Genomic DNA, 18,032 nt, shown 5'->3' with positions numbered 1-18,032 from the left:
CGCAATGTCGCATCTCTCTTAAAAGGCAGATGTCCTGCAGATAAGATCCTTCGACGCTCAGTACGATAAAAGGAACGGCAGATTTTTCAATTACTCGCTCTTAAGCGCTTTTATCGGGTTGGCAATGGCAGCTTTTATTGATTGAAAACTTACCGTTGCTAAAGCTATTACTATCGCCACCAAGCCGGCCGCAGCAAAAATCCACCAGGTTATTGTGGTGCGGTAGGTGAAATCCTGAAGCCATTTGTTCATGGCCCACCAGGCAATTGGCGATGCAATTACGATAGATAAGGCCACCAGCTTTATAAAATCAACAGAAAGTAAGCGGGTTATGCTCTCTACACTTGCACCCAGCACTTTACGAATGCCTATTTCCTTGCTCCGCTGCTCGGCCATAAAGGCGGCTAATGCAAATAAGCCAAGGCAGGCTATGATAATTGCAAGTATGGCAAAGCTTGTGAATATATGCCCCATTCGTTGTACATCGGCATACATAATGATGAAGCGCTCATCTAAAAAAGTATAGCGGACAGGCTCTGATGGCGAGAATTTCTTCCACGTGGCCGATATTGAGGCCATTGTGCTTTGCATTTTAGCCGCATTTACCTTTACGGTTACGATAGAAGGACTGATGCCCCAATGCAAAACAAGCCCGCCTATCGGGTCACGCAATGATTCAAAATTAAAATCTTTAACAACCCCTATTATAGTACCTGTATTGGTAATTTTTGTCCCTAAGGGGTGTTTAATGTTGAGTTTTTTTGCCAGTGTTTCGTTGATAATTATCGCAGTTGAATCTGTTGTCACGGCGGGATCGAAATTCCTGCCCTCAGCTAGTTTTAAACCCATGGTTTTCAGGTAATCATTATCAACCACCCATGATTGGCCGCCCACACCCGCATCAATTTTTTCCCGGCCCTCAACAGTAAATGTGTTCCCGTTGCGCTTGGTTCCTTCAACCGGCAGGTAATCGCTGATAGATGCACTTTTTACGGATGATATTTTCAGCAATTCGTTCTTGAAATTCTTTACGTCATTGCCAAGTATATTTGCACCCTGTATTACAACCACCTGGTTTTTATCATAACCAAGGTCCTTGTTGAGAATAAACTGCATCTGGTTATAAACTACTATGGTGCAAATAATCAGGATTACCGATGTAGTAAACTGAAATACCACCAGCCCGTTTCTCAAAACTGAATTTTTGCTGCCTGAGCTTATTGAACCTTTTAAAACGCTTGCCGGTTTAAACGCCGACAAGTAGAATGCGGGATAAACCCCTGCAATTATCCCTATAATAAATGCCGCTATCACTATTATCGGGATAAGCCAGGGTGAACCCCAGGGTATAGTTAAAGATTTCCCGGCAAGTATATTAAAATACGGTAACAAGCCCAGTGCTAATATTGTTCCCAACGCAAACGACAAAAAACTAAACAGCATTGACTCTGTAAGAAATTGTTTGATCAGGCTCACCCTTGTTGAACCAACAACTTTTCTCAATCCTACTTCCTTCGCCCGGTTTGCAGATTTGGCAGTGGAAAGGTTTACAAAATTGATACAGGCAATAACCAATATAAAGCCAGCTACAGCCCCAAACAACCAGATAAACCTGATATCACCATGAGAGCCGGGTATATCGTATGATTTAAGATGAATGTCTGAAATAGGCTGCAAATCAATAGTGGCGTGAGCAAATAACGTTCTGGCCGCTTTAAACCCAACGTTTAGCAAGCCGGGGATTATATAGTTGTTCAGCGTTACATTGGTTAGCTTTTTCTGAAACATAGCTATATTTGTTCCTGGTTTAAGCAATATATAGGTATCGTAATTGAACGCCGCCCAGTCGGTTTGTTCCCCACGCCATAATTCCTTGCCCGTCATGGTAAGGAAGAAATCAAATTGCAGATGAGACGTGGATGGGAAATCCTGAATCACTCCACCTATTTTGTAAGGCTGTTTAGTATCGTTATTCAAATACATGATTTTCCCAACAGGGTTTATACCGGGAAAATATTTATCAGCTTTCTTTTTAGTAATCACCATCGTAAATGGTTCTGCAAGCGCGTTGCTTCGGTCACCATAAACCATAGGGAGTTTAAGCATATCAAGCAGAGCCTGATCGGTATAAGCAAACCCTTCCTCATGGTTGTTTTCAGCCCGGTCAGCACGCCTTAATTCATTACTGCCTGCACCATCAAATAAAGCGCTCGCCATGATCCTTGCGCTCTTTTCTACCTCCGGAAAATTTGACTTTACGGCAGCAGAAAACGGAGCGGGAAACGAGGGGCCCCGCTGAACCTTACCGTCAATTGGCACCGTGCTTAATATACGGTAAATCCGTGCGGTATCCGGATAGCTCTTATCATAATTAAGCTCCTCCATTATATAAAGCCCAATTAATAAACACGCCGTAATACCTAACGCAAAACCACCGACCTTAATGGCGGCATACATTTTTTGCTTTCGTAGTTGACGAATAGCTATTTTTAAGTAATTCTTTATCATTGTATTGGTCATTAGTCATTGTGTCATTAGGGGCTGTGGGCAGGCATTAGAAGAGGCTTACTGCCCACCCGCAAATAGCCCGCTGCCTACTCATTCTTCAAGCTCTTCACCGGGTTTGCAAGCGCAGCCTTAATTGCCTGCGTACTTATAGTTAACAATGTAATTACTATTGCCGCCACTGCCGATATAATAAATACCCCCGGGCCAACAGTAACATGATAATCATACTTCATCAACCATTTTTGTAAAAAGTAAAACGCTATCGGCGACGCGATCACACAGCTAATGATTACCAGCAGTAAAAAATCTTTTGACAACAACATCCACACCTGGGTTACAGTTGCGCCTAATACTTTTCGCACGCCTATTTCTTTGGTACGCTGCTCGGCAACAAATGCCGCAAGGCCAAACAAACCAAGGCATGATATAAATATAGCCAGGCCTGCAAACACGCCTGCAAGTTTTCCAACAAGCACTTCTTCGCTGAATTTGCGGCTATACTCCGCATCAACAAAACGGTATTCATAGGCGTAAGCGGGATTATATTTATTGAAAATTTTTGCAAGTTTCGCTATTGCCTCATGCGTTTTTACCCCTGCCGATAACCGGTAATTGAGGCTCCATCCGCCGCCATAAGCAAATAAAGTTGGATCGGCGGAGGCATAAGGTGAATTCATCAGGGCATCTTTTACTACACCAATTACTTTATATTGCCTGCCGGATTTGGTGATTATTTGCCCAACTGGATTTTTTAGGCGAAGGCGTTTAACCGCAGCCTGGTTAAATATGATGTTGGCTGTGTCGGTTTTTGAGTTTTCAATAAAGTCCCTTCCCGACTCCATTTGCATTCCCAGCGTTTTAAAATAGTCGCCCGAAACAAAAACATACCCCATTTCAACAGTTTCACCAGCGTATTTACCCGGCCATTGGTCAATGTCGCCATGCGAATCAACCCCGGTTGCGGGGCTTGAAGCTGTAGTTACAGATTGTACCACTCCGCTTTGTAACAATTCGTTTTTAAGTGCACGGTAGTTATGGTCCAATTCATCGTTCATATTCGAAGTCATTAACCTGTTAACGTTATAACCTGTGGGGCGATCTTTACCGAATTGTATTTGACGGTAAATTACTACCGTGCTAATGATGAGCGCAATAGAACAACTAAACTGTGTTATTACCAGCATCTTTCGGGAGATAGAGGCTGACCGGCCAACTTTTACAGTCCCTTTTAAAACCTTAACCACGTTAAATGATGAAAGATAAAATGCAGGCCTGCTGCCAGCTAACATCGCAGTAGTTAATACGCACCCGAGCATTATCAGCCAAAAAACAAAATTATTGAACGGGATACTGATTATGGTGCCCGTAAGCGAGTTAAATGCAGGTAACGCTAACTGCACAAGCAGTATTGAAAATAAAAATGAGATAAAAGTAATTACTGCCGATTCAATTAAAAACTGGAAGATCAGGTCTTTCCGTTGTGAGCCAATAGCTTTCCGTACGCCCACCTCCCGCGCTCTTTTTTCGGAACGGGCGGTTGACAGGTTGATAAAATTGATGCAGGCTATGAGCAATACAAGTGCGCCGATGATGCTAAAAATGCGTACATATTGAATAAAGCCATCAAGAGCCTTCCCATTTTTATAATCAGCGTAAAGGTGCCAGTCGGCAAGCGGCTGCATAATTACATTGGAATGCATTGCATTTACGCTGTTGGTTTCTGTTTTTTCTATATTTTTTATTTTAGTTGCCACCTGCGCATACGTAACACCGGGCTTGAGTTGAGCGAAGATCTGAAACGAATTATATGAATAGCCCCCAACGCGTGCCTCCTTTATATAAGCCTGTGTCAGTTCGGCATAGCTGAATGGGACAATATAGCTAAACTGCAGGCTTGAGTTGGCCGGCAGATCTTTTAAAATAGCCGTAACTTTTAAATTATCCTTATTGTCAATTCTAACCATTTTATTCAAGGGATCGGCGTTGCCAAACAACGCTTTAGCGGTTGATTCAGACAGCACAATGGAATATGGTTCCTTTAACGCAGCTTCTACGTTACCGCTTATTAATGGAAACCTAAACATCTTTAAAAAATTACCCGCCACCTGCAACCCCACCGGAAATAATTTTTTATCACCAACCAGCAATCCATGAGGGGCCGTCCAGTCAGCTTCAGCAACTTGCTCAAATTCAGGAAGGTTACGGAGGGCGCCGGCCAGCTTTAACGAAGTAGAGCTAAAGGTTAAAGTATCACCATTACTGTTAAAATTTCGTCGTACCTGGTACAGCCGTTCACCATCCGGTAAAAATTTATCAAAGGAATACTGGTAATTAACCCATAGCGCAATAAGCAACGCAACGGCCATACCGGCGCCTAAACCTACAATATTGAGTGCGCTGTAAACCTTATTGTTAAGAATATTGCGCCAGGCGATCTTTATATAGTTCTTTATCATTTAGTTCATCGTTAATGGTTTATAGTTCATAGGCAGACCTTTAATTTCTGCCTGCTGCCAGCTCGTTACTGCCAACTTCTTCCCCTTACTCCGTCTTAAGGCTCTTTACCGGGTTCATCAATGCCGCCTTTATGGCCTGGAAACTCACGGTAAACAGTGCAATAAACATGGCAATTACGCCTGCCAGGGCAAACATCCACCAGCTTAGCGGTATGCGGTAGGCGAACGCCTGCAGCCATTTGCTCATTCCATACCAGGCTATTGGTGTTGCAATAATAAATGATACGATCACCAGCAATAAAAAGTCTCTTGACAATAACTGAACAATGCCGCTTACGCTCGAACCCAATACTTTGCGGATGCCTATTTCCTTGCTGCGTTGCTCGGCGCTGAATGCGGCCAAACCAAATAATCCCAAACAAGAAATAAAGATAGCAACCAACGTAAACGAATTGATGATCTGCGATAAAACGATCTCGGTTTCATACTGCTTTTGTACTTCACTGTCAAGAAACGAATAGGTGAAAGGCACTGCCGGCAAATCCTTTTTCCATATAGCCCCCATTTGGCTTAATAACATTTTATAATCTTTACTGCTGGTTGATACTACCATACAGGAGAAGTTACCCGGGTTTTTATCATAAACCAGCATAAACGGGCGCACGTCGCTGTGCAGCGAATTATAGTTAAAATCTTTCATTACTCCGGCAACAGTTACGTAAGACGCCGGGGTATTGCCATATTGTGTGTAAAGCCTTTTGCCAGCAGCATTTTGTTCGTTTAAATTGAGCCTTTTGGCCAGCGTTTGGTTAATTAGTACTTTCCCCGAGTCGCCGGGCATAAAATCCCTGCCGCTGATCAGTTTTATACCATTTGTTTTCATAAAGAACTGGTCGCAAGCTATATTTTGGGCATCAATTGCTGTCGCCATATTGCCACCTTCGGGATAAACCCCATGATCATGCATTACAAACTGGCTGAGATAATTATCGGCACTTGAAACTGCTTTAACGCCGGAAAGTTGTTTCAGATCATTGGCCAGCACAGGCATTTGCGTTTGCGCATCATTGGTATAAAAGTTGAAAACCAGTTTCTGATCCTTGTCAAACCCGAGATCTTTTGATTTGATATAATTTAGCTGACTGTAGATGATAATAATACCTGTAATAAGCACAATGGAAAGTACAAACTGGAATACCACGAGTGAGCGCCTGATGCCCGCTGCCGATACTTTACTACTAAAATTGCCTTTTATAACTTTAATAGCCTCAAAAGCCGACAGATAAAAGGCCGGGTAACTACCCGCAACCAAACCTGTAACCGCCACAAGCGAAGCCAGCATTAGCCAAAGGCGATAATCGGCAAAAAATGATAAGCGAATGTCAGTGTGCGTTATACCATTAAGGTATGGTAGTGCCACCCATAATAATGGTAAAGCTATAATCACACCAATAAATGCAAGCAGGAATGATTCGCCGAGGAACTGTTTGATCAGATCAAACTTGCCTGCGCCAATAACCTTGCGTACGCCCACTTCTTTTGCCCTTTTTGATGCCCTTGCTGTCGACAGGTTCATGAAGTTGATACAGGCTATCACCTGGATCATAACTGCTATCAAAACCAGGATCAGCAGGAACGAAGGATCGGCAGTTTTGCTGGGCTCAACGTCATAACCCGCTGTGGTGTGGATAGCTGAAACAGGTTGCAAATGCAATTCCTTTTGCATGCCTAATTGTTTCATTTTTGATCCGGCATACTTATTTAAAAAAGCAGGTAGCTTTTTCTCCAGCGCAGCGGCATCGGCGCCCGGGCGCAATTTTATGTATGAAAAAAGAAAGTTATTACCGGCCCATTCGTCATCATTGGCAATTGACGCGCCAACAGCACCACTTTTCATACTGATGAACATATTGCCCTCCAGGTGCGAGCGGCCCAGGCTCTGATCAATTACCCCGGTTACTTTAAAATCATGTTTTCCATACGCGTCGTTGATATTTATTATTTTACCAACAGCCGCGTCCCGGCCAAAAAGTTTTTCGGCAGTTGACTTCACTAATACGATGTCGTAAGGTTCGTCCAGCGCATGCTGTACATGGCCTTCTACAAAATTATAGCTCAAAACGTCAAAAAAAGTAGAATCGACATAAAAGGCCCCCGTTTCATAAAACGACTGTTCTTTATAACGCAACAAATGCTGCTTTGCTCCCAGCATATCGGTTTTAACCGCCCTGGTATATGCGGCTACTTCGGGGAAATTGCTTTTCATGGCAGGTGCAATTGGCGGCGACGATGCCGCACCGTGGTGCTTATCGCCCGTTAATACCAGGTCGGTAGTTAGGCGATATACGCTTTTAACATCTTTATGCTGCTTATCATAACTGTACTGATTTTGCACATATAGCAATATATATAAGCAGCAAAGAGTACCTGTGGCCAGGCCAAAAATATTGATAAAGCTGAAGGTCTTATTTTTCAGCAAAAAGCGAAGTGCGGTTTTTAAATAGCTCTTTAACATACTATTGGGTTCATTAGTTCACTTATTATGGATGCCGGCAGGTTGAAACCGGCAACCGGTAAATAAACAGTCTAAGAAAATGCCAAATACTTATATTATTAATTATCAATTACTTATACTCGATTTGTAAATTTAAGTTGTTCGATTTTGATACAGTGAATGTTCGATAATAATAAGCTTTGACCGCCCGGGAATAGCATGAAACCGATTTGTGATGATGAATAAGATTTCGATGATTGAAGCCGGTTTTATACTTTAGAGAAATAATCCTCTCTGATATGAAATACAGGCTTTTATTATTACTGATTATCACCGCCACGGCCACATTTGCCCAAACAGATCCGAGGCTCACCATCAAACTGCAGGAGGCTGTTAAAGGTTTTAATGGGCAGATTGGCGTTTACGTGCATAATTTAAAAACAGGTAAAACGGCGGCGATAAATGCCGATACGCTTTTCCCTACTGCCAGCATGATTAAAGTAAGCATTCAGTGCGGATTGATGGACAAGATAGAAAAGGGTGAAATGCAGTATAACCAAAAACTGGTTTACCACGATTCGCTGTTGTACCCGGGCGAGGATATTTTAGGATCATTCAAAGATAAGGATACCATTGAAGTAAGTAAAGTGGCCATGTTAATGATTACTATGAGCGATAATACAGCCAGCGTTTGGCTGCAAAAACTGGTAGGCGGTGAGTACATCAATAACTGGCTCGAAAAAAACGGGTTTAAGGTAATGAGGGTTAATTCAAGAGTGCCGGGGCGCGAAGCAATTCGTGCAAAATATGGCTGGGGAGTTACCACGCCTTATGAGATGTGCCGCTTGTTCACGCTCATCAGAAAGGGCGAGGCGGTGAGTGCGGGGGCCAGTGAGCGCATGTACCGCAACATGGGCCGTATTTATTGGGATGACAAAGCAATATCACAAATTCCACCATTTATAGAAACAGCCTCCAAACAAGGTGCGCTGGATGAATCAAAATCAGAAACCGTGTTGGTAAATGCCCCGCATGGCGATTATGTATTTTCTATTATCACAAATCATAACAAAGACCAGCGGTGGAAGCCCGATAATGAAGCATCAGTGCTGATAAAGAAAATATCTGCGTTGTTATGGCATTATTTTGAACCTGAAAGCAAATGGAAACCAGCCGATGGCGTTGAAAAATACATGTTGAACGAGTAGATGGATTGACGGGATTATATTAAGTTAACCAGGCTAACAATCTGTTGATTTTTTTGGCGTTAATCGTTAAATATTTACAACTCTAATACCGTACAGCCCGTTTACAACTTAATCAACAAAAAAACATAAATAACCGCAATAATGAAGAAAAATCTATCCGCAGCCGCCACAATTTTCTTCCTGTTGCTTTTTAGCGTGCAACTGCATGCACAACCGGCTGTCGAAGGTGATTATTTCACCTCGTTTGACGGTGCAAAGATTTATTATGAGGTGAAGGGTGCAGGGTATCCGGTGGTATTGATCCACGGTTTCTCTGGCACGGGGCAGGGATGGAAAAACTGCGCTGTTTATAATGATCTGCTTAATGCAGGTTATAAGGTTATTCTTATAGATCAGCGGGGGAACGGGCGGTCAGACAAACCTCATACAGATGCTGGTTACGAAAATGATGCCGAAGCAAAAGACATTATGGGCCTCGCTACCTCTCTTAAACTAAGTAATTATGATGTTGTAGGATACTCCCGGGGTTCTATTATTACTTCACGGTTACTGGTTTTAGATAAACGCCTGCATAAGGCTGTTATGGGCGGCATGGGCGATGCCTTTACCAATCCAGACTGGCCACGCAGGGTGCATGCCTATAAAGCTTTAATGGGCGATACGTCGCTGCACGATGTTGATGATATGGTGAAATATATCCGCGCACAACATTTTGATGAACTTGCGCTGGCTTACCAGCAAAAGTGGCAGCCCTCAACCAGCAAAAAGGAACTGGCGGCTGTACACAAGCCTGTTTTAATTATCCGCGGCACAGCCGACCTGGAAAACGGTTCAGAAACAGGCTTAAATAAACTCATTCCGCGTTCAGGTTTAAGTTATGTGCCCGGAAACCACAACACGGCCATTAGAAATCCTGAATTTTCTGAAGCCGTAACAAGTTTTTTAAAAGATTAATTACCTGCTGTATATAAAGTAATAAGTTTTGCCGTTATCTGGTTGTTAATCAGTATGCAAAAAAGCCCCCGTCAGTTTAAATATCAATGAGAAGATTTTATGTATTCCTGATTTTTGGCTTATTACCGTCTTTATTGATAGCTCAAAACCCGATTGACAAAAGCCATTTAAATATTGATACTACCGGGCAAAAGGACCTGATAGATATAGTAGGGACACTTTTTAAATCACAGTCGCGGCCTATTTCGTTAGATGAAAAAAAGAAGATCTATTTTTCTTTTTTACCCTTGTCAACATCCATACCGGGCGGCGGTACGGCCCTGGTAACTTCAACTACCGCAGGCATTTATCTGGGCGATAGAAAAACCACCTACCTATCTACCATTAGTTTTACGCCATATTTTAATTTAAAGGGCAGGTATGGTTTACCTGTGCGATCAAGCATTTGGTTAAGCAACAACAGCTGGAACATACAGGGCGACACCCGCTTGTTGGTTTATCCTCAGTACACATGGAGTTTGGGCGGCGGCCAGCCCGAAAGTTATAAATTGCTGGTTAACTATAATTATGTACGTTTTTACCAAAGTGCGCTTAAACGGATCACACCTTACTTTTTTGTTGGAGCAGGCTTTGATCTGGATTATTACCTGGATGTTGAAACCAGTACCACTAACCCGCTAATTAATTTCAGCAAATACAAATTCGGCACATTAAATGACAAAAGCTTCAGTTCATCAGGCCCAACCGTTAATTTACTATATGATACCCGTAAAAATTCGTTAAACCCTTTTCCCGGATTGTACGCGAATGCCATTTACAGGTACAATACTACTGTAACGGGAAGTAACAATAACTGGCAATCGTTATATGTTGATTTCCGGAAATATGTTGCCCTTACTGACAAAGGGCCGAAAAACATCCTGGCATTTTGGAGTTACTATTGGTCGACCTTAAATTCGGGGGCTCCGTATCTTAATTTACCGGCCATAGGGATGGACCCCTACCAACGGTCGGGCAGGGGAATTGAACAAAACAGGTTCCGGGGGAAAAGGCTGGTGTATTTTGAAAGTGAATACCGCCGTGACCTTACTGAAAACGGTTTGCTGGGCTTTGTGCTTTTTGCAAACATAAATTCTGCAAGTCAGCCGAGAAGTAACCGGTTTGTTTATTGGAACCCGGCCGGTGGTACCGGGCTTAGGCTAAAGTTCAATAAAAAATCCGACACCAATATCTGTATGGATTATGGCGTAAGCAGGGGTTATTCTTCCTGTACATTGAGTTTGGGAGAAGCTTTTTAACCTCTTTTTGAAATATACATAAAAATTTATAACTATTTATTTACCAAAACCAAACAAAATTCCTTTTTTTTCTTTTAAATAGGCATGAATAAATTCTGGGGAGTAATTATATTTTGTTTGTTGCCTTTTTGCCTGCTGGCGCAAACACCCACTGATACGGCAAATGTTGTAGTGGATACCACAGGTCAGAGAGACCTTATTGACATAGGAACCAAGTTGTTTAAATTGAAAACCAGGCCTTATCACCCTGAAAAAAAGCAGGTGTACTTTTCAATTTTACCTATCTCGACGTCCGTACCCGGTGGCAGTAAGGCCCTGGTTACTTCAACCACTGCCGGCTTTTATTTGGGTAACCGCAAAACAACTTATCTTTCAAGTGTGACTTTTGCACCCTACTTCAATTTAAAAGGCAGGTATGGCCTGCCTATCCATTCAAGTATCTGGACACCAGACAATGCCTATAATGTGCAGGGCGATACCCGTTTTTTGGTATATCCGCAATACACCTGGGGGTTGGGTGGTAAACGCGCCGAAGATGAGAAGCTTTTAGTTAACTTTAATTACGTGCGCTTTTACCAAAGCGTGTTAAAACGGATTAAGCCTTATTTTTACGTTGGGTTTGGCTACAACCTGGATTATTATTTCAGTATTAATACAAAAAACAATACCAATACCACTTCATTAAAAGATTTTACCGGCTATCAATATGGCACTTCAGGTGACAATTCATTTTCATCGGGACTTACGTTGAATGCGGTATATGATACAAGGCAAAACTCAATTAATCCTATTCCGGGTATTTATGGCAGTTTTATTTACAGGCACAATGCCGGTTTTATGGGCAGCGATAATAACTCCCAATCTGTGTACATCGATTTTCGCAAGTACATATCGTTAACAAATTCAGGGCCTAAAAATGTTTTGGCTATGTGGAGTTACTATTGGACTACGATATCAAGTGGCACTCCATTTTTAAATTTACCGGGTATTGGGAATGATCCTTATCAAAGGTCGGGCCGCGGGATTGAGCAAAACCGTTACAGGGGCGAAAGCTTGCTTTATTTTGAGGCAGAATACCGCAGGGATATTACAGCCAACGGATTGTTCGGCTTTGTAATTTTTACCAACTTTAACACCGCCAGCGAACCAAATACCCGACGTTTTGCGTATATTAACCCAGCGGCAGGTGGAGGCCTCCGGATAAAATTCAATAAAAGGTCTGACACTAATATTGCCTTGGACTACGGATTTAGCAAGGGATATAATGGACTTATTATTGGCCTTGGAGAAGCCTTCTAAGTAACTTTTTTACTAATTTGGCAATTATTTAATTATTAATACAATAATTGCGCTATATTTATCCGGAGTAACATTTAACACTTAAAGGTTTTATTTACATCCATACTTTTTTTAATTTGATAATTGTGCATGGCAAAGCGTATTTTAGTGTTGGATGATAACCAGGATATACTGGATATAGTACACGAAACATTAACCTACGAAAACTTTGAGGTACAGAGCACTTCAAGAAGCGACGCTGTTATTTCGTTGGCAGAAACTTTTATCCCTGACCTTGTTATTTTAGATTATCGAGTTTCAGGTTTAAATGGTGGCGAACTTTGTATGCAATTTAAATCTCACCCCCGTTTTAAGAATATTCCGGTAATTATATACTCAGCCTACGTGAATAACAACAGTGAACTTTTTGCTTATGGCTGCGATGCCATTATCAACAAACCATTTGACTTAACAGAACTGGTGGAAAAGGTCAACAACCTGTTGTAGCACCTTTGCAACATTACAAAATGAGTTGAAATATAAATTTCCGGAAGCACGTTAATGAAACAAATCTCCTGTTTATTGCCCTTCAAAAGCTTTTTTGTGCCAAATGTAAAAGGCCTTGTTACGTAGGTTTTACAAAAGTAAATTATTTGCAGTCGGCTTGATTTGAGCTTATTCACCGCTTTCAAAAACAGTCATTTAATTCATTTTTTTGAACAATAGTTTAGTAATCTGAACACTGTTTTCAAACAAACGTATTTACAAATGCCTATTTAGCACTGGCCGGCAATTTTGATAAATAGTATTTATAAACAATTGTTTTACGATAATTAAAGGGAAGTTTACCTTTAGTAATTGTAAACTTACCCGTTGTTAATAAAGTTCAACTGCCTAATTAACAGAACTGGTACAGTAATTGTTAATTTATGGATAAGATATTGCTGATGCAGATAACGGGCAGTGTAGATATTATGTTGCTATTATAAAATAAACTATGCTTAATAATACAAAATGAGAAGGATATTAGCGGTGGATGACGATAAGGACATACTGGAGATTTTGCAATTTATACTCGAAGACTCTGGTTACGAGGTAGAAACACTTTCAGACGGGCATTTTTTGTTTGAAAAAATAAAGGAGCACACCCCTGATTTAATTTTACTTGATATAATGCTCGGTAATATGGATGGGCGGGATCTTTGTAAAGCTGTAAAAACTGCTGATGAAACCCATGATATCCCCGTTATATTAATTTCTGCGAGTCACAATGTGTCTGACTCGATGAATCAGAAAGGCGCTCCGAACGCTTTTATAGCCAAACCATTTGATATCGACGATTTGCTCTCAACCATAGAAATGCAGTTGGCAGCTGCTTAATCGTTCAATATTTAAACATTAGTATTGCGCTATTTAATTCCCAGCACTTTCAATTCCTTATCAATCCTGTCATTCCATTGCTGCTGTATTAACGTATGGGTACCATGAACGGTTTCTTCATCGTATTGCTTTTGGAGATTAGTCATTTCGCGATAAGCATCCAGGTATTCTTCATTGATAGGGCCGTCGTAATTTGCCGTGGTTAAATGCCGCCCTTTTATGGTTTGCTTAAAATGTTCAGATGCTATTTTAGCAATATCAAAATGCCTTTGTTCATGGTTTAAGCTGTAATCATTTTTGCTATACGCTTTAACCCAGCTTGCGCTTTTGGGTAAGCAGGTTTTAACAGCAATATGCAGGTTTATTATTCCATTAATAATTTCTGTGTGCTCGTCATATCCCAATGTCGGAAAAACCTCAGCTTCGTAATTGCTGGCAGGTACCTTTGATTGAAAATCAGCCCAGGTCAACGGTCGTTTAACACTGTAATAGATACTGTCGCCTTCCGGTGTTTCCGCATAATCTGCAAAGTTAACCTTAACGCCGCGGGCGAGTTTGATATTAGCCCCGGACTGTGTATTCATCCAGTTGTTTATATATAGTAATCCATTGATCATTAGGCGCCGCAGGGTTGGTTCTATATCACCGGCACGTACAGCATCCCTGTTATAAACTGCGTTGCCGTTATATTTTGCCAGATATATCATATCGTCTTCACCCTTGTCAAGGTTAAACGAAAACGACACTTCTATCCGCCCTTCTACCATTCCGCCCTCTTTTGCCTGTTCTTTTACACTTATCTTTTTTAGTTTGATAATCAGCGGAAGCAATTCAGCATTGCGGGGCACACAGTTATTGATGAATTTTTTAACAGCGGCCAAGGTGCCTCCTTTCAAATCAACAGCGCGGGTTTTAAATGGTAAGCCTTTTGTGCCCGTCGCTAACGATGCAACTGGGCTGCTGTCGGTCCTCGCATCTAATACGTTAGCAACATAAAACTCGCCGGGGGTAACCGGCAGGCGCTCATCAATTAAAGTAATAACATCATTTTGGTTGGAGCTGGATTGGGCGGAGCAAACCACCACAGCCAAACAGAAAAATATAGCAACGGGTTTAATCATTACTAAATATAAACGTTTTATACCTTAGGCTATTATGTGTTTCAAGCCGGCTAACCACTAAATAATTTCAATAAATTCAAACATTAGCTGCTGTCTGGTAATTATTTCTAATATCTGATAAAGTTTTCCACACCTATACCACGTAACATTTTAAGTCCGTTAAAGAAAATGTTCTCCACACTATGTGAATTACTATTGTGGAATACCTTTTCAGGTTTCGCTATTTTCGCAAATCGTTAGTTTGCTCCTTATGATAAAACTTAAATACACATTTTTTCTTGTACCTCTGTTTTTTGTTTTAACAATACATGCCCAGCAAAACCAGGCTTTTGACGTTTATCGCACTTACCATGCCGCTATGGAGTTGTTTGGTAAAAACAAGTACGTTGCTGCGGCCGAACAATTTCGCTTGGTTGAAACTTCAAGGATTAAAACCAGTACGCAGCCAAAGTTTGAATCTGAGTTATCGGTAATTAAAGAGAACTCGCAATATTACGAAGCGCTTTGCGCACTTGAATTGGGAAATGACGATGCCGAAAGCATGTTTCTCCGCTTTATCAAGGAACATCCTGAAAATCCATTAACAAAACTGGCCTATTTCCAGATTGGTCGTTCCTATTCACGACAGGAAAAATACACCGATGCGTTGCACTGGTTTGATAAGGTGGAGGCAAGTGAACTAAGCGGAAGGCAAAATACGGAGTATAAATTCCGCAAGGGCTACGCCTATTTTGCTACTAACGATTATAAAAGCGCCCAGGCCCTGTTTAGCGAAGTGAAAAACACCCGCTCGCCGTTTACCGATGACGCTGTTTACTACTTTGCTTACATCGCTTACCTGAATAAAGATTACCATTTGGCGCTGGTGAATTTTGAGCGTTTAAAGAACTCCAAAAAATACGAAGATAGTTACCCTTACTATATAACAGCGGTATATTTTTTAGATAAGCGTTATGACGACGTACTTAATTACGCTGTTCCTATTTTAAAAAACACACACCAGCAGCACGAAACTGAAATGCTGCGCATCATTGCAGCATCGTACTTTGCAAAGGCTGATTATGACAATTCCGCCAAGTACTATGGCCTGTTTGAAGACAGGGACCAGGGTAAAACGCAAAACACGCAGGATAGCTACCAAATGGGCTATACCTATTTTAAGGTTGGCAATTTCGGCAAAGCAGCCTCCGAACTTGAAAAACTGCAGCAGCAAAATGACGTTTTTAGCCAGAATGGTAATTACACGCTTGGTAACGTTTTTCTGAAAATGAACAATAAACAAAGCGCACGCAGTGCTTTTTTTGCGGCATCGCGGTTAGACTTTGACAAGCAACTGCAGGAAGACGCATTATATGAATATGCCAAATTATCATACGAGCTTGATTTTAACACCCAGGCGCTTGAAGCTACCCGGACTTACCTTAGAAACTACCCGCGATCAGGCCGCACCGATGAAGTGAAAACTTTATTAGGCGAGGAACTACTTAACTCACATAACTATAAAGAGGCTGTTGAGATCCTGGAGCCAATCCCCAACAAATCTGCCAGCGCGCAGGCGGCTTATCAAAAAGTTACTTACTACCGCGGTCTTGAATTTTATAATGAACGCGCTTTTGAAAATGCGATAGGTATTTTTCTGCGTTCGTTAAAAAACCCGGTTGATAACAAAATTGAAGTGATGACTACTTACTGGATGGCTGAAGCTATGTATGAAGTACGGAAATACGGTGAGTCTGTTCAGAACTTTGAAAAGTTCCTTGATTTTGAAGGAGCGCGCGAAACCAATGTCTACAACTACGCAAATTACGCATTAGCTTATGCTGCGTTTGGCGATGAGCAATACAAAAAAGCCGCTGTTTATTTCCAGAAGTTTTTACAGGGCGAGCAAAAAGACGCCAGTACGACAAATGATGCAATGACCCGCCTGGGTGACAGCTACTTTGTGATGAAAAACTACAGTCGTGCGCTTGAATATTACAACCAGATAATTGAAAAACACGCTCCGGGTCAGGATTACGCTTTGTTTCAGCGCGGGATGATCCAGGGCCTGCAAAACGCCCCTGATACTAAGATCGCCACGCTTACAGATCTGCTCGGTACTTACCCAAACTCAGATTATGCGGATGATGCATCATTTGAGATAGCCTATACTTACTATTTAAAAAACGACGGCGACAGGGCAAAAACAGGTTTGCAGGATATGATAAAGAAATACCCAAGCAGCAGCTATGTGCCGCGGGCATTGGCAACCCTTGGTGTTATTGACTACAACGCAGGCAATGATGATCAGGCGGTTGAATCATTCAAGACGGTGATCAAAGATTATTCATCATCTGAAGAAGCTAAAATGGCGCTGAAAGAGATTGAAAAGATCTATACTGACAAGGGCGATGCGCAAACCTTTATTAATTATGCTTCCACAACGCCTATTGCTAACTATACCGCTGCCGACCAGGAAAGCATTATGATAACAGCTGCTAATAACCTTTATGTAAAAGGCGACTGGCAGGGTACCGTTGGAGCAGTAAATGCTTATTACGATAAATTCCCGAATAAGCCGATCTATGAGAAACAGGCAAGATTTATCCGCGCGCAAAGCTTTGTCAACCTGAACAGGCTTACCGAAGCCGTTAACGATTATAACGTGATCTTGAACGACTGGACCAGCCCATACACAGAGCAATCGCTGATCAGCATGGCGAAACTGTATATCAATCAAAAGAAATATAATGAGGCGGTGCCTTTTCTTAAAAAACTGGAAACCAACTCCGAGTATAAAGCTGACTATACGTTTGCAATAAACAACCTGTTGTTTTGCTACGCGCAAATGGAAATGCCTGACGATGCTTTAAACTACGTAAAATTGGTGCGGGGAAATGAAAAAACGGCCCAGGAAGATAAGTTTAAAACAGGCCTTTATGCCGGGCAAGCTTATCTGCAAAGGGGCGATACCACCAGCGCTGTGAAAGAATTCGATTATACCCTTACCAACACCAAAACCGTGGCAGCGGCCGAGGCAAAATATAACATTGCCGAAATTGAATTTGAAAGGGGTAAATATAAGGCATCACAAAAAACCTGCTTTGAGCTGATAAAGGACCTGCCCAACTATGATTACTGGGTTACGAAGACTTTTATTTTGCTTGCGGACAATTACGAGGCATTAAAAGACAATTTCCAGGCTAAAGCAACGCTGCAAAGTGTTATTGATAACTACAAGGGAGATGATGATATTTTGCCAACAGCCAAACAAAAGCTGGATCAGCTATCTGGTGGAAAAACTGATCAGAAACCAGCAGGAACAGATGAAAAGAAAAAGGATAACAAAGAATAAA

General features: G+C 41.6%; 11 protein-coding genes. 7 read left to right on the top strand and 4 right to left on the bottom strand.

The annotated features are described in order from the left end of the window. Window positions 1–90: 90 nt before the first annotated feature. The 3 genes from MuYL_RS18045 to MuYL_RS18035 form a co-directional block, all read right to left on the bottom strand. A complete protein-coding gene (locus tag MuYL_RS18045; protein ID WP_094573019.1) occupies window positions 91–2,508 on the bottom strand; it encodes an ABC transporter permease in 2,418 nt (805 codons plus the stop codon). A gap of 86 nt (window positions 2,509–2,594) precedes the next feature. Next, window positions 2,595–4,964, bottom strand: coding sequence for an ABC transporter permease (locus MuYL_RS18040; protein WP_094571883.1), 2,370 nt, complete (start codon window positions 4,962–4,964; stop codon window positions 2,595–2,597). A gap of 85 nt (window positions 4,965–5,049) precedes the next feature. Next, window positions 5,050–7,479 carry an ABC transporter permease gene (locus tag MuYL_RS18035; RefSeq protein ID WP_094571882.1) on the bottom strand — a complete coding sequence of 810 codons (2,430 nt, stop codon included), beginning with the start codon at window positions 7,477–7,479 and terminating at the stop codon, window positions 5,050–5,052. Window positions 7,480–7,757: 278 nt separating this feature from the next. Here MuYL_RS18035 and MuYL_RS18030 point away from each other — a divergent pair, with 278 nt between their 5' ends. From MuYL_RS18030 to MuYL_RS18005, 6 genes are all read left to right on the top strand, one after another. Continuing rightward, window positions 7,758–8,666, top strand: a complete 909-nt coding sequence (locus tag MuYL_RS18030; protein ID WP_094571881.1) for a serine hydrolase — start codon at window positions 7,758–7,760, stop codon at window positions 8,664–8,666. A 141-nt stretch (window positions 8,667–8,807) separates the two neighbouring features. Then, complete coding sequence (locus MuYL_RS18025; protein ID WP_094571880.1) at window positions 8,808–9,620, top strand: alpha/beta fold hydrolase; 813 nt, start codon at window positions 8,808–8,810, stop codon at window positions 9,618–9,620. An 86-nt stretch (window positions 9,621–9,706) separates the two neighbouring features. Then, window positions 9,707–10,918: a BamA/TamA family outer membrane protein gene (locus tag MuYL_RS18020; RefSeq protein WP_094571879.1), complete on the top strand. Its 1,212-nt coding sequence runs from the start codon at window positions 9,707–9,709 to the stop codon at window positions 10,916–10,918. Window positions 10,919–11,002: 84 nt separating this feature from the next. After that, window positions 11,003–12,217, top strand: coding sequence for a BamA/TamA family outer membrane protein (locus MuYL_RS18015; protein WP_094571878.1), 1,215 nt, complete (start codon window positions 11,003–11,005; stop codon window positions 12,215–12,217). Between the two features lie 129 nt (window positions 12,218–12,346). Next, on the top strand, window positions 12,347–12,703 hold the full coding sequence (locus MuYL_RS18010; protein ID WP_094571877.1) for a response regulator: 357 nt from the start codon (window positions 12,347–12,349) through the stop codon (window positions 12,701–12,703). Window positions 12,704–13,210: 507 nt separating this feature from the next. Continuing rightward, a complete protein-coding gene (locus MuYL_RS18005) occupies window positions 13,211–13,576 on the top strand; it encodes a response regulator (protein WP_094571876.1) in 366 nt (121 codons plus the stop codon). A 29-nt stretch (window positions 13,577–13,605) separates the two neighbouring features. Here the strand turns inward: MuYL_RS18005 and MuYL_RS18000 are convergent, their stop codons facing one another. Continuing rightward, window positions 13,606–14,697, bottom strand: coding sequence for a hypothetical protein (locus MuYL_RS18000; protein WP_094571875.1), 1,092 nt, complete (start codon window positions 14,695–14,697; stop codon window positions 13,606–13,608). 250 nt (window positions 14,698–14,947) lie between these two features. Between MuYL_RS18000 and MuYL_RS17995 the strand changes: the two genes are divergently transcribed. Continuing rightward, window positions 14,948–18,031, top strand: coding sequence for a tetratricopeptide repeat protein (locus tag MuYL_RS17995; protein ID WP_094571874.1), 3,084 nt, complete (start codon window positions 14,948–14,950; stop codon window positions 18,029–18,031). The last annotated feature ends 1 nt before the right edge of the window (window position 18,032 follow it).

This window comes from Mucilaginibacter xinganensis, from assembly GCF_002257585.1.
GTDB classification, from domain to species: Bacteria; Bacteroidota; Bacteroidia; order Sphingobacteriales; family Sphingobacteriaceae; genus Mucilaginibacter; species Mucilaginibacter xinganensis.
Note: the sequence above shows the minus strand (reverse complement) of the source record. Positions and strands in the feature narration are given on the sequence as shown.

Excerpts from the sequence above, each read along its gene's own strand:
- MuYL_RS17995 (WP_094571874.1), top strand. The coding sequence starts at position 14,948 with ATGATAAAACTTAAATACACATTTTTTCTTGTACCTCTGTTTTTTGTT.
- MuYL_RS18045 (WP_094573019.1), bottom strand. The coding sequence starts at position 2,508 with ATGATAAAGAATTACTTAAAAATAGCTATTCGTCAACTACGAAAGCAA.
- MuYL_RS18015 (WP_094571878.1), top strand. The coding sequence starts at position 11,003 with ATGAATAAATTCTGGGGAGTAATTATATTTTGTTTGTTGCCTTTTTGC.
- MuYL_RS18010 (WP_094571877.1), top strand. The coding sequence starts at position 12,347 with ATGGCAAAGCGTATTTTAGTGTTGGATGATAACCAGGATATACTGGAT.
- MuYL_RS18005 (WP_094571876.1), top strand. The coding sequence starts at position 13,211 with ATGAGAAGGATATTAGCGGTGGATGACGATAAGGACATACTGGAGATT.
- MuYL_RS18025 (WP_094571880.1), top strand. The coding sequence starts at position 8,808 with ATGAAGAAAAATCTATCCGCAGCCGCCACAATTTTCTTCCTGTTGCTT.
- MuYL_RS18040 (WP_094571883.1), bottom strand. The coding sequence starts at position 4,964 with ATGATAAAGAACTATATAAAGATCGCCTGGCGCAATATTCTTAACAAT.
- MuYL_RS18000 (WP_094571875.1), bottom strand. The coding sequence starts at position 14,697 with ATGATTAAACCCGTTGCTATATTTTTCTGTTTGGCTGTGGTGGTTTGC.
- MuYL_RS18030 (WP_094571881.1), top strand. The coding sequence starts at position 7,758 with ATGAAATACAGGCTTTTATTATTACTGATTATCACCGCCACGGCCACA.
- MuYL_RS18035 (WP_094571882.1), bottom strand. The coding sequence starts at position 7,479 with ATGTTAAAGAGCTATTTAAAAACCGCACTTCGCTTTTTGCTGAAAAAT.
- MuYL_RS18020 (WP_094571879.1), top strand. The coding sequence starts at position 9,707 with ATGAGAAGATTTTATGTATTCCTGATTTTTGGCTTATTACCGTCTTTA.